Annotated in this window: 12 protein-coding genes and 1 pseudogene; 10 read left to right on the top strand and 3 right to left on the bottom strand. The window is 72.3% G+C overall.

The window, feature by feature from the left end; genetic code table 11:
* Positions 1–351 precede the first annotated feature (351 nt).
* From AC1MIR_RS16380 to AC1MIR_RS16400, 5 genes are all read left to right on the top strand, one after another.
* Complete coding sequence (locus AC1MIR_RS16380) at positions 352–543, top strand: hypothetical protein (RefSeq protein WP_480029250.1); 192 nt, start codon at positions 352–354, stop codon at positions 541–543.
* A 27-nt stretch (positions 544–570) separates the two neighbouring features.
* Positions 571–993, top strand: a complete 423-nt coding sequence (locus AC1MIR_RS16385; RefSeq protein ID WP_480029251.1) for a CoA-binding protein — start codon at positions 571–573, stop codon at positions 991–993.
* A 167-nt stretch (positions 994–1,160) separates the two neighbouring features.
* Complete coding sequence (locus AC1MIR_RS16390) at positions 1,161–1,859, top strand: DUF2076 domain-containing protein (RefSeq protein ID WP_480029252.1); 699 nt, start codon at positions 1,161–1,163, stop codon at positions 1,857–1,859.
* Between the two features lie 235 nt (positions 1,860–2,094).
* Complete coding sequence (locus AC1MIR_RS16395) at positions 2,095–2,595, top strand: SspB family protein (RefSeq protein ID WP_480029253.1); 501 nt, start codon at positions 2,095–2,097, stop codon at positions 2,593–2,595.
* A gap of 72 nt (positions 2,596–2,667) precedes the next feature.
* Positions 2,668–4,341, top strand: coding sequence for a fumarate hydratase (locus tag AC1MIR_RS16400; RefSeq protein WP_480029254.1), 1,674 nt, complete (start codon positions 2,668–2,670; stop codon positions 4,339–4,341).
* Positions 4,342–4,380: 39 nt separating this feature from the next.
* Here AC1MIR_RS16400 and AC1MIR_RS16405 read toward each other — a convergent pair whose 3' ends face one another.
* Positions 4,381–5,928 carry an ABC transporter substrate-binding protein gene (locus tag AC1MIR_RS16405; RefSeq protein WP_480029255.1) on the bottom strand — a complete coding sequence of 516 codons (1,548 nt, stop codon included), beginning with the start codon at positions 5,926–5,928 and terminating at the stop codon, positions 4,381–4,383.
* Between the two features lie 98 nt (positions 5,929–6,026).
* Between AC1MIR_RS16405 and AC1MIR_RS16410 the strand changes: the two genes are divergently transcribed.
* The 3 genes and pseudogenes from AC1MIR_RS16410 (at position 6,027) to AC1MIR_RS16420 (ending at position 8,180) form a co-directional block, all read left to right on the top strand.
* Positions 6,027–6,425 (top strand): RidA family protein, encoded by a 399-nt coding sequence (locus AC1MIR_RS16410; protein ID WP_480029256.1) that lies wholly within the window; start codon positions 6,027–6,029, stop codon positions 6,423–6,425.
* Between the two features lie 2 nt (positions 6,426–6,427).
* Positions 6,428–6,844 carry a VOC family protein gene (locus tag AC1MIR_RS16415; RefSeq protein WP_480029257.1) on the top strand — a complete coding sequence of 139 codons (417 nt, stop codon included), beginning with the start codon at positions 6,428–6,430 and terminating at the stop codon, positions 6,842–6,844.
* Positions 6,845–7,001: 157 nt separating this feature from the next.
* Positions 7,002–8,180: pseudogene (locus AC1MIR_RS16420) on the top strand (MFS transporter).
* Positions 8,181–8,201: 21 nt separating this feature from the next.
* Here the strand turns inward: AC1MIR_RS16420 and AC1MIR_RS16425 are convergent.
* On the bottom strand, positions 8,202–9,599 hold the full coding sequence (locus tag AC1MIR_RS16425) for a dipeptidase (RefSeq protein ID WP_480029258.1): 1,398 nt from the start codon (positions 9,597–9,599) through the stop codon (positions 8,202–8,204).
* Between the two features lie 65 nt (positions 9,600–9,664).
* The gene (locus tag AC1MIR_RS16430; RefSeq protein ID WP_480029259.1) at positions 9,665–10,762 is read right to left on the bottom strand and encodes an Ldh family oxidoreductase; all 1,098 of its coding nucleotides are present in this window, start codon (positions 10,760–10,762) and stop codon (positions 9,665–9,667) included.
* A gap of 117 nt (positions 10,763–10,879) precedes the next feature.
* On the opposite strand from AC1MIR_RS16430, the gene AC1MIR_RS16435 reads away from it, so the two are divergent.
* Entirely contained in the window at positions 10,880–11,851 is a 972-nt protein-coding gene (locus AC1MIR_RS16435) for a Bug family tripartite tricarboxylate transporter substrate binding protein (protein WP_480029260.1), read from the top strand.
* 19 nt (positions 11,852–11,870) lie between these two features.
* Positions 11,871–12,653: a class II aldolase/adducin family protein gene (locus AC1MIR_RS16440; RefSeq protein ID WP_480029261.1), complete on the top strand. Its 783-nt coding sequence runs from the start codon at positions 11,871–11,873 to the stop codon at positions 12,651–12,653.
* Positions 12,654–12,792: the final 139 nt, after the last annotated feature.

Consider the following 12,792-nt stretch of genomic DNA (forward strand, 5'->3'; position numbering starts at 1 on the left):
CGCGCCCCGGGCGCCCGCCCCGCGGCGCGGGGGGCGCGCCCCGCGCCGCGCCGCGGCGGGGGGGGGGGGGGGGGGGCCCCGCCGGCGCCGGCAGCCGTCGCGCCACCCCCGCCGCCACCCCCGCCGCCAACCGCGCCGGTTCCCGAAGCCCCGCGCGCCGCCGAAGTCGCGCCGGCAGCCGCGCCGGCAGCCGCGCCGGTCCCCCCCACGCCGGCTCCCCCCGCGCCGGCGCCGCGCGCTTCGGAAACGCCGGCACCAGAGCCCGAGCCGCACCCGCACGGGTCCCGCATCCCGGAACCCACCGACACGCTTGCCGAGGCGCTGCCGCCGCGCCACCCGCGACAGCCCCCCGTGCCGGACCCGCCGCTGCCCTATCGCCCACCCGCCGATCCGCCGCGCGGCGGCGCGCCGCTGGTGCTGGCCTGGCTGCTCTCCCTCGCCATCCTGGGCGGCGCGGGCTGGGCGACCTGGCGCTACGATGCCGAGATCGTCGAGGCCTGGCCGCCGGCCGCCCGGCTCTACCAGGCGCTCGGCGTGCGATAGCGCGCCGGCCGGAAGGGAACAGCCGGGGTGGACGACGCCGCGATTCGCGACCTGCTGCTGACGACCCGCCGCATCGCCGTGGTCGGTGCCTCCGACCGGCCGGAGCGGCCGAGCCATGGCGTGTTCGGCTTCCTGCTCGCGCGCGGCTACGACGCGGTCCCGGTCAACCCGCAACTCGCCGGCCGCGAGATCCATGGCCGGACGGTGCTGCCCGACCTCGCCGCGGCGCGGCCGCTCGACATGGTGGACGTCTTCCGCCGATCCGCGCTGGCCGGTGCGGTGGTGGAGGAAGCGGTCCGCCTCGGCGCGCGCTCCGTCTGGCTGCAGCTCGGCGTCGTGGACGAGGCGGCGGCGGCACGGGCGCGGGCGGCCGGGCTGGTCGTGGTGATGGATCGCTGCCCGGTGATCGAGTGGCGCCGGCTCGGCCTGCCGACCCGGCTTCCAGGCTGATCCGCGGCGTCACGCATCGTCACGCGGGCGATGCTTGAAAACCCCGTTGGAGCGGGCCACGTTCCGCGATAGATGAACCTTCGGTAAGGTGGCGCGGGCGCCCTACCGAGCCCCACCCCCGCGATGCGCGGCCCCGAACGGGCCCCGAGAAAGGAACAGAGAGGACCATGACGGACGAGGAACGCCGGATCATCACCAGCTTCGTGGAGCGGGTGAGCGGCGCGGCAAGCGCGGCACCCGCGCGCCCGGCCTCGCCCTGGGGTGGGCTGGGCGGCAGCGCCCAGCCGGCGCAGCCGCCGCTGCCGCCGGTGGATCCGGAGGCCGACCGGCTGATCGCCGACCTGATGGCGCAGCACCCCGAGGCCCGCTACCGGCTGACCCAGATGGCCTTCGTGCAGGAGGCCGCGCTGGTCGAGATGCAGAACCGCATCCAGCAGCTGGAATGGGAGGCGGAGAATGCCCGCCGCCAGGGCCAGGCCTCGCAGAACCGCGGCATGCTCGGCGGCCTGTTCGGCGGCGGCAGCCGCCCGGCGCCGATGCCGCCGCGCCCGCAGCCGCAGTATCCGCCGGGCTACAACCCGGCCGCGATGCAGCGCGGCGGCTCGGGCTTCCTCGGCACCGCGATGATGACCGCGGTCGGCGTGGCGGGCGGCATGCTGCTCGGCAACGCGCTGATGTCGGCCTTCTCCGGCGGTGGCGCGGCCGAGGCCGCGACCGGTGGCGCCTTCGGCCAGGATGCCGTGCCGACCTCCTCGCCCTGGACCGATCCGGCCAGCGGCAACGACGCCGCCGCCTATGGCCAGGACGACGCGGCCGCCTATGACGATGGCGGCTACGACGACGGCGGCTACGACGAGGAGATCTGATCCGCCTGCTCCCGCGCGGCCCCCCCGCGCCGGGCGGCCGCATGCGCGGCCTCGGCGCGTAGGCGCGCCGCCATCTCCCCTTAATGCGAGCGTCCGGATGACCGCAACAGCGGCCTTGGCCAGTCTTTCGCGCCGCCTGCGTTCAGACGATCGGCCGCGTGTCGCCAAAGGGTGCGGACCGCCCCTTTTCCGGACCTGCCGTGGCGCTTATGGTCGGGTCACCAGGGAAGCATTCATGAGCGACGACGCAAGCCCGGCCCAGAGCCTGATCCCGTACGAACGCTGGACCGACGAGGCGCTGCGGGAGGTGGTGGCGCGCGCGCTCGACCTCGCCGCGGCCGAGGGGCTGCCCGGCGAGCACCACTACTACGTCACCTTCCGCACCGATCACCCGCAGGTGAAGCTGCCCGGCCACCTCAAGGCCCGCTACCCGCAGGAGATGACCATCGTCCTGCAGCACCAGTTCGAGGCGCTGACGGTGGACCGCGCCCGAGATCTGTTCAGCGTGCGGCTCTATTTCGGCGGGGTGCCGGCCACCCTGGTCGTTCCCTTCTCCGCGCTGACCGGCTTCGCCGACCCGGCCGTGCGCTTCGGCCTGCGCTTCCAGCCGACCATGGCCGCCGCCGAGGCGGAGCCCGAGGCCGCGCCGGACGAGCCCGCGCCGAAGCCGGAGGCCGAGGCCCCCGCCCAGGTGGTCAGCCTCGACGCCTTCCGCCGCCGCCCGGCGCGCGAATAGCCACGCGATTGGCGGGCAGGCCCGCCTGGGCTAGGACCGCCGGCGGAAGGCCGCTGCAGCGGAGAAGACAGCATGACCGCACCGCTCGACGTGGACAGCCCGGTGACCGCCCCCGCGCGGCCGGCCGGCTTCAACTACAGCCCGATGTTCCCGCTCGGCGCCGATCCGACGCCATGGCGCAAGCTCGACATCGAAGGCGTCTCCACCGCGCAGTGCGACGGGCGGACGGTGCTGAAGATCGCGCCGCAGGCGCTGGAACAGCTCGCCTTCGCCGCCTGCCGCGATGTCTCGCATCTGTTGCGGCCTTCGCATCTGGAGCAACTCGGGAAAATCCTGAAGGACCCGGAGGCCAGCGCGAATGACCGCTTCGTCGCGCTTGACCTGCTGAAGAACGCCAACATCGCCGCCGGCGGCGTGCTGCCGATGTGCCAGGACACCGGCACCGCCATCGTCTTCGGCAAGAAGGGCCAGCGCGTCTGGATCGAGGGCGACGAGGAGGAGGCGCTGAGCTACGGCGTCCACCGCACCTACACCGAGACCAACCTGCGCTATTCCCAGATGGCGCCACTGACCATGTGGGAGGAGAAGAACACCGGCAACAACCTGCCCGTCGAGTTCTCCATCATGGCCGCGCCCGGCGAGCACCACGCCGACGAGCTGCACCTGATGTTCGTGCTGAAGGGCGGCGGCAGCGCCAACAAGACCTTCCTCTTCCAGCAGACCCGCGCGGTGCTGTCGAAGGAGAAGCTGCTGAAGTTCCTCGAGGACAAGATCAAGTCGCTCGGCACCTCGGCCTGCCCGCCCTATCACCTGGCGATCGTGATCGGCGGCACCTCGGCGGAGATGAACCTCAAGACGGTGAAGCTGGCGTCCACGCGCTATCTCGACGCGCTGCCGGCCGAGGGCAGCATCGCCGGCCACGCCTTCCGCGACACGGCCTTCGAGCAGGAGGTCCACAAGCTCACCCAGAACCTCGGCATCGGCGCGCAGTTCGGCGGCAAGTATTTTTGTCACGATGTCCGCGTCATCCGCCTGCCGCGGCATGGCGCGAGCCTGCCCATCGGCATCGGCGTCTCCTGCTCGGCCGACCGCCAGATCAAGGCGAAGATCACCCCCGCGGGCGTCTTCCTCGAGCAGCTCGAGCACGAGCCCGCGCACTACCTGCCGGAGCATACCGACGAGATCCTGGGCGGCGAGGTGGTGAAGATCGACCTGACCCGGCCGATGAGCGAGATCCGCGCGACGCTGTCGAAGTATCCGGTGAAGACGCGCGTGTCGCTCACCGGCCCGATGGTGGTCGCGCGCGACATCGCGCATGCCAAGCTGCAGGAACGGCTGGATGCCGGGCAGGGCCTGCCCGACTACATCAAGAACCATCCGGTCTATTACGCCGGCCCCGCCAAGACGCCGCAGGGCATGGCGACGGGCAGCTTCGGCCCGACCACCGCGGGCCGCATGGACAGCTATGTCGAGGCCTTCCAGAAGGCCGGCGGCAGCTTCGTGATGCTGGCCAAGGGCAATCGCAGCAAGGCCGTGCTGAACGCCTGCAAGACCTATGGCGGCTTCTACCTGGGCTCCGTCGGCGGCCCCGCCGCGCGCCTTGCCCAGGACTGCATCCGCAAGGTCGAGGTGCTGGAATACCCCGAGCTCGGCATGGAAGCCGTCTGGCGCATCGAGGTGGAAGACTTTCCCGCGTTCATCGTCGTGGACGACAAGGGGAACGATTTCTACGAGGGGCTGGAGTAGCCCCCTTCCCCTCGGCGGAAGGAAGGGGGCGCCGGCGCCTCACCGCGGCCGGATCTCGATGGCCTGCACTTCCTCATCCGCGCGCGCCTGGAAGCTGAGGTTGGCGGTGCCGGCATTCACCGAGCGCAGCACGCCGACGCCCATGATCATCGCGTCGTCCGATGCCGTCTTGACCAGCGCGGCGAGCTGGCGCGCGCGATCCGTGTCGTCCAGCGTGCCGCGGGCGCGCTGGATCAGCGCATCCATCTCCGGCGTGCCGGCGCCGGTGAAGTTCAGCGCGCCGAGGCCCGTCACCACGCCGCGCCGGTGCAGCTGCGAGCCGATCAGGTAGGAGGTCTCCCCGGTCAGCGAGCCGAACACCGTGACGAAGACGCCGTAGTCGCGCCGGTTGCGCCGCGGCAGGAAGGTCGCCTGGGGCACCACTTCCACCGTCGTGCGGATGCCGATGCGCGTCCAGGACGCGGCAATCGCCTGGCAGATGCGTGGCGTGCGGTTGGGCGAGCAGAACAGGTTGATGCCGAAGCCCTGGCCCCAGCCGGCCTCGTTCAGCAACGCGCGGGCGCGATCGAGATCGGGCGCCGGCACCGGGCGGTCGGCGATGGCGCCGAAGATGAAGGGCGGCACCGGCTGGTCGGTGGGATCGGCGAAGCCTTCCATGATGGTGCGCGCGATGCCCTCGCGGTTCACCGCCAGCGACATGGCGCGGCGCACGCGCACATCCTTCATCGGGTTGCGCCCGCCGGCCTCGATGCCCGGCGCGTCGTCGCGCTCGACATCGGGATAGATGTTCACCGCGTAGATCGAGGGGCCGGCGAACAGCGCGAAGCGCCGGTCCCCCTGGATGCGGCCGGTGTCCTGCAGGGGGACATTGTTGATGAAGTCCATGTCGCCGGCCAGCAGCGCGCCGACGCGCGCGGCGTCGTTCGGAATGGGCGTGAAGCTGACGGTTTCCCATGGCACGGCGCCGCCCCACCAGGCGTCGTTCCGGCGCAGCACCAGGGGGTTGTTGGTCTGCCAGCTTCCCAGCCGGAAGGGCCCGGTGCCGATCGCCGCGCGGCCCGAGTTGAACTCGGGATTGCCGAGGTCGGCGACGGAGCGCGGCACGATGAAGATCTGCGTCAGGTTGGTGGGCAGGATCGGCGTCGGGCCGCTGGTGCGGATGCGGAAGGTGAGGTCGTCGATGATCTCCACCCCGGTCACGCCGGCCAGGTAGAGCGAATAGGGGTTCGGGTTGCCGGGCACGTTCGGCACCCGCTGGAAGCTGGCCGCCACATCGGCCGAGGTCAGCGGCGCGCCATCGTGGAACTTCACCCCGGGCCGCAGGCGGAATTCCCAGGTGGTGTCGTCCACCACGCGCCAGGATTCCGCCAGGCCCGGCTTGAGCGCCATGCTCGCGTCGCGCGCCACCAGCGTGTCGTAGATGTTCCGGAGCGCCCCGGTATTGGCCAGGTTCAGCAGCCAGTGCGGATCGAGCGTGCTGGGCGGCGCCTGCATGCCGATGCGCAGCGTCTGCGCCGCCGCGGGCAGCCCCGCCAGCAGGGAAACACCGAGGGCGAGCCCCGTGGCGAGGCGGGTGGCACGGCGCATGGGCGGGCTCCTTCGGGCTGGCAAGCCAGCAGACTGCCACCGCGCCCGGCCCCTTGCCCACCCTTCCTGTCGCGCCGGGGCTGCGATATGGCAGCCCCATGTCGCGCCAGCTCATCTCGTCCGGCAGCCGCTTCGAGGAGGAGATCGGCTATTCCCGCGCCGTGGTGCAGGATGGCTGGGTCTTCGTCTCCGGCACCACCGGCTACGACTACGCGACCATGGCCATCGCGCCCGACGTGGTTGGGCAATGCGAGCAGGCCTTCCGCAACATCGCGGCCGCGCTGCGAGAGGCCGGTGCCGGGATGGACGACATCGTCCGCGCCACCTTCATCCTGCCCGACCGGGCCGACTGGCCGGCCTGCTGGCCCGTGGTGAAGCGCTGGCTCGGCGGCGCGCGGCCGGCCTCCACCATGCTGGTCGCCGGCCTGCAGACCGAGGCGATGCGGATCGAGATCGAGGTGACGGCGCGGCTCCGCCGGCCGAAAGGGGAAAGCTGAGCATGCGTTTCGCCGTGGACCGCCTGGACCACCTGGTCATCACCTGCCGCGACGTGGAGATCAGCGCCGGCTGGTACCAGCGCGTGCTCGGCATGGAGCGGGAGGAGTTCGGCGCCGGCGAACGCCGCACCGCGCTCAAGTTCGGCGGCCAGAAGATCAATCTCCGCCCGCAGACCGCGACGCAGGACGCCTGGTTCACCGGCGCCGCCGGCGGCGTCCCCGGCACGCAGGACCTGTGCTTCGTCGTCACCGTCCCGCCGGAGCAGGTGGTGGAGCATCTGCATGGCTGCGGCGTCACCGTGGAGGTCGGCCCGGTGGCGAAGCAGGGGGCGCTCGGCCCGATCCGTTCGGTCTATTGCCGCGACCCCGATGGGAACCTGATCGAGATCGCCAGCTACGGTGATGCGCTGCCCGGCTGAGCGGGCGCTGGACGGCAACCGCCCACGCGACGCTTGACACGGCCGCCTCCGGCCTGGGCAGGCTGATCGCCGGAGGATCCGGCGCGTGTCGATCGGCAGCCAGGACGTGACGTCGGGAGCACCGGGATGGGTTCCCGTGCTGCTCGCGGCCTTCGCGATGCAGATCGCCATCATGGTCGCGATCCAGGCGCTGCCGATCGCCGGGCCGCTGCTGACGGCCGAGTCCGGCCTGCCGTCCGAGGCGATCGGCTATCTGACCGGCACGGCGCAACTCGGGACGGTGCTTTACCTGCTCGTCGGCGGGCCGATCATCCCGCGCTTCGGTGCCATGCGAACCCTCCAGGCCGGGGCCGCGGCCGCGGCGTTGGCGCTGCTGGTCGCGGCAACCGGGATCTTGCCGGCGCTCTTCCTCGGCGCGCTGCTCCTCGGGCTTGCCAACGGGCCGACCGTCCCGGCCGGCAGCCGCATCCTGACCCGCAACGTGCCGGCGGAACACCGCACGCTGATCTTCTCGATAAAGCAGTCCGGCGCACCGCTCGGCGGCATCCTGGCCGGGATCCTGTTGCCCGCGGTCGTCCTCGCGGCGTGATGGCAGTCGGCGCTGCTGCTCGCCGCGCTGGTCGCCTTCGCCAGCGCGTGGCTGGTGCAGCCGCTGCGCGCGCGACTGGACGCGGATCGCGATGCGGGACGCGCGATCGGCTGGCGCATCCTGTTCGCGCCGACCAATATCGTGGCGTCCTTCACCGCGCTGCGCAGCCATCCGGCGCTGCTGCCGCTCTGCGGGCTCTGCGTCGCCTTCGCGGTGGTGCAGGGATGCTTCGTTGCCTTCGCCGTGACGTTCCTCACGGCCGCGCATGGCTATTCGCTGGCACAGGCCGGCGCGGTCTTCGCCGCGCTGCAGGTCGGCGGCTTCGCCGCACGCATCCTGCTCGCATGGCTGGCCGACCGCACGGGCGCGCCGGTCGGCGTGCTGCTGGTGATGCTCGCCGGGGCGGCGGTCTCCGTGCTCGGCTTCGCGCTCCTCGCCGGCCGGGTGCCGCACGCGGTCACGCTGGCGCTTGCCTTCGCGGTGGGTACGACCGGGCTGGGCTGGCAGGGCATCGCGCTTGCGGAGCTCACCCGCCTCGCCCCGCCGGATCGCGTCGCGGAGGCGACGGCAGGCGCGACCATCTCGTCCTTCCTCACCTATTTCGCCGCGCCGACGGCCTTCGCCGGGCTGGTCGCGCTTTCGGGCAGCTGGGTGCTGCCGATGCTGGCCGTGGCGGCGCAGGCGGGGATCGTCGCGGTCCTGCTGGCGCGCCCTCTCGCGCCGTATCTGCGCGTCGCCGACCGCTGACCGGCGCCGCCGCGCCAGGATCTATCGACGGAAATCGGCCGCCCGCATCCGCCCGAGTTCGGCCAGCAGCAGCGGCCAGAGCCGGAGACCCTCATCCAGCGAGGACAGGCGGAAGAACTCGTTCGGCGCATGCGCGTCCTCGTCCGGGCTTGCCAGGCCGAACATCAGGCTGTCCATGCCGAGACGTTCTTGGAACATCGTCGTGATCGGCACCGTGCCGCCGAGGCGCGTCACGGCCGGCTCGCCCCCCTTCTCCCGCCGCAGCACGGCGGCCGCGGCAGCGCGCAGCGGATGGTCGGCACCGAGTGTGTAGGCGCGCGTGCCGCCGGGCCGGTACTGGAAGTCGAGCGCGACGCCTTTCGGCGCATGCCGCTCCAGATGCGCCTTCACCGCCGCCTGCGCCTGCGCCGGATCCTGGCCGGGCACGAGGCGCATGGTGAGCTTGGCATGCGCCTCCGCCGGCGTGACGGTCTTGCCGCCCTCCCCGGTATAGCCGCCCCACATCCCGTTCACCTCGACCGTCGGGCGCAGCGTGGTCCGCTCCCGCACGGTGTAGGCGGGGTCGCCGAAGGGCGTCGCGCCGAACTGCGCATACCAGGCGGCCTCGTCGAGCGGCAGCGAGGCCGCCTCCATGCGCAGCGCATTGGTGATCGGCGTGGCGCCGGCCGCAAAACCCTCGACCGCGACGCGGCCCTGCTCGTCATGCAGCGTGGCGATCAGGCGCGCCATCTCGTGCAGCGCGTTGCGCAGCGCGCCGCCGACCTTGCCGGAATGCGCATCCTTCGTCGCGGTGCGCAGGCTGAACTGCAGCGCGGCGATGCCGCGGCAGCCGATGTTGAGCACCGGCACCGTCCCCGCCGCGCCGCCGCCATCGGCCGAAAGCATAGCATCGGCGGCGAGCAGCGCGCGGTTCGCCTCGATCAGCGCGGGCAGGCTCGGGCTGCCGACCTCCTCCTCGCCTTCCAGGAAGAGCTTGACGTTGACCGGGCAGCCGCCCTCCACGGAAAGGAACGCGGCCACGGTCTCGATCGCGATGGTGGTCGAGCCCTTCACGTCCGAGGCGCCGCGCGCATAGATCCGGCCGTCGCGGATCGTCGGCTCGAAGGGCGGGGAGGCCCAGAGTTCCAGCGGATCGGCCGGCTGCACGTCGTAATGGCCGTAGATCATGATGGTCGGCTTATCCGGCCCGGCGCCGGTCCAGGCGCCGAACACGGCGGGCTGGCCGCCTGGCGCATCCAGCAGCCGCACATCCTCGAGGCCGATGGCGCGCAGCCGCGCGAGCAGGAAGTCGCGCGCGCCGCGCATCCCCTCGGCGAAGGCGGCATCGGTGCTGACGGAGGGGAAGCGGATCAGCGTCAGCAGGCGGTCCAGGATCTCGTTCCTGTGCGACGCCAGATGCGCGATGACGCGGTCGGTCATGCGGAGAGCTCCGATGCTGCGGCGCGCAGCATCGGGCAGCTTCCCGCGCCGGGCAATGCGCCGGGTCAGCCCGGCAGCAGGCAGGGCACGCCGGCGCGCGCGCAGACCTCGCGGAGCCGCGCGGCGAGCGTGGCGGGGATCGGGATGCCGTCGCGCAGCCGTTCCGCGCGGGACGCGGCCTCCGGATCGCCGGGGACCAGCACGGGCATCGCGGGGTCGGCCGGCGGCGTGGCGTGGAGCACGTCGATCGCATCGTCCAGGTCGCGCTCGAACGCGCCCTCCTCGCGGAAGGCCCTGGGATCGAGCGCCATGAAGAAATGGCCGATGTTGTCCGGATCCTGCGGCCGCTGCGTGCGCACGCGGATGGGCGAGAAGGACGCGCCGGAGAGCACGCCGCCCAGGATGTGCGCCATCATGCCCAGGCCGTAGCCCTTGTGGCTCGCCATCTCCGGGGTGCCGCCGAGCGGCGTCAGCCCGCCCTGCGGCTGCTTCATCACGGTATCCCAGGCCAGCGCCGCATCGGTGATCGGCCGGCCCTGGCCATCCAGCACCCAGCCCGCGGGCAGCGCCTTGCCCTGCAGGTCGTAGACCTTGACCTTGTTCGCGGCGACGGTGCTGGTCGCCATGTCCAGCCGGAACGGGCGGTTGCGCCCGGCGGGCGCGGCGAAGGCGATCGGGTTGGTGCCGAGCACGGGCACCGCGGCGCCTGTCGGCACCACGCCGATGGTGCGGGTCGCGCTGGTCACCAGCCCGACCAGCCCCGCCGCCGCGGCCATTGCCGCGTAATGCCCGGCCGCGCCGAAGTGATGCGAGTTGCGCACCGCGACCACGCCGACGCCCGCCACCCCGGCCTTGGCGATCGCCAACTCCATCGCCATCACGGAGGCCGGGTGGCCGAGCCCGGCATCGGCATCCAACAGCGCCGTCACCGGGTTCTCGCGCACCACGCGCGGACGGGCCTGCAGGTTGAGCCGGCCCTTCCGGCGGCTCTCGTCGTAATCCATCAGCATCGAGATGCCGTGGCTGTCCACGCCCGAGAGGTCGGTCTCCACCATCACCTCGGCCGTCACGCGCACCGTCTCTTCCGGCATGCCCCAGGCGGCGAGGATCGCGACGATCTGGGCGCGGCAGGTCTCGGCGGGGACCAGGTGCATCTCGGCCATGCGGCGTCTCGCTCCATGCGATCGCGCCGGAGCCTGCCCCGGCGGCGTTCCCCCTGCCTACCGCGGCGCGCGTCGGCATGGCAGTCTCCCCGCCAAATCAACGAAGAGGAGGAAACCATGGAACGACGGACGCTGCTGCTGGGCGGAACCGGCCTGGCGCTGGCGGGGATCGGCGGCGCGGCGCGGGCGCAGGAGGCGTGGCCGGTGCGCCAGGCCCGCATCATCATCCCCTTCGCCGCCGGCGGCCCGCAGGACATCCCGGCGCGCATCATCGCGGACCGGCTGAGCCAGCGCCTCGGCGCCGCCTTCGTGGTGGAGAACCGGCCGGGCGCCGGCGGCGGGCTCGGCGCGCAATACGTCGCGAAGGCCGAGCCGGATGGCGCGACGCTGCTCTTCATCTCGGCCTCGGTCGCGATCCTGCCGGTGCTGCGCCCCTCGCTCGGCTTCGATCCGGTGCGCGACCTCGATCCGCTGACCACCGTGGTGGACCTTCCGGCGGGGCTGATGGTGCGGGAGGATTCGCCCTATCGCTCGCTCGACGACCTGCTCGCCTTCGCGAAGGCGAATCCGGAGAAGCTGAACTACGGCTCGGGCGGCGTGGGCTCGGCCAATCACCTGACGACGGAGCTGTTCGCCTCGATGGCCGGCATCAGGCTGACGCATGTGCCCTATCGCGGCATCAGCCAGGCGGTGAACGCGATCTATTCGGGCGAGATCGACCTGATCTTCGGCAGCTCGATCGAGGTGCTGCAGCATGTCCGCCAGGGCCGCGCGCGGCTGCTCGGCGTGACCACGGCGGAGCGCGTGGCGGTGGTGCCGGACGTGCCGGCGATCGGCGAGAAGGTGCCGGGCTACGAGGCGCCGAACTTCTTCTCGATGTACACGCCGAAAGGCTTCCCGCCCGCGCTGCGCGACCGGCTGGTGGCGGAGCTGGCGCGGCTGCGGGAGGACGAGCAGCTGAAGGCCCGCATGGCGGAGGCCGCGGGCACGCTGCGGCTGGACGGGCCCGCCCCGCTTGCCGCACGGCTGCCGACCGAGATCGCCAAATGGCGCGCGCTGGTCGCGCAGCTCGGCATCCGGCCCGAGTGAGAGCGAGGAGCTTCGAGCGATGAGCATCGTGCAGCCCCTGCAGATCGCCCCCATCCGGGGCTCGGTCAGCGCGGCCGAGTGGCAGGCGCGGGTGGACCTCGCGGCCTGCTACCGGCTCTGCGACCGCTACGGCATGTCCGACATGATCTACACCCACATCACCTGCCGCGTGCCGGACGCGCCGGGCCAGTTCCTGATCAACCCGAACGGCATGCTGTTCAGCGAGATCACGGCGAGCTCGCTGCTGAAGGTGACGATCGACGGCGAGATCCTCTATCGGCCGGAGACGCCCTATGGCCTGCACCCGGCCGGCTTCACCATCCACAGCGGCATCTACCGGCCGCGGCCGGATGCGCAGGCGGCGATGCACACGCACACCGTCGCGGGCATGGCCGTCAGCGCGCTGAAATGCGGGCTGCTGCCGCTGACCCAGACGGCGACGCGCTTCTACGGCCGCATCGCCTATCACGATTTCCGCGGCCCGGAACGCGACCCGGCGGAACGCGAGAGCCTGGCGCGCAGCATCGGCGCGCGGAACTACTGCATCCTGCGCAACCACGGCCTGCTGACCATCGGCGAGAGCGTGGCGGAGGCCTTCATCGCGATGTGGGGCATGGAGCGCGCCTGCCAGGCGCAGCTCCAGGCGATGGCCTGCAACACCGAGCTGGAGATGCCGAGCGAAGACGTCGTCCAGAAGTCCTGCGCGATGTACGATCCGCCGAACTCGCGCAAATACGGGCTGCTGGAGTGGCCGGGCCTGCTGCGGCAGCTGCGTCGGACGGACCCGGACTTCGACAGCTGACCCTCTGCTCCCTCCCCCGCAGTGCGGGGGGTTCGGCGCCAGAGGCGCCGGACGCCGTAGCCCGGCGGCGCCAGCCCCCGGCGGGGAAGGCGGGGCGGGGGGGGGGCGACGGCCCCGCCCCGTCGGACCGCGGCGCGGG

The organism is Falsiroseomonas sp. RANM36 (assembly GCF_056682175.1).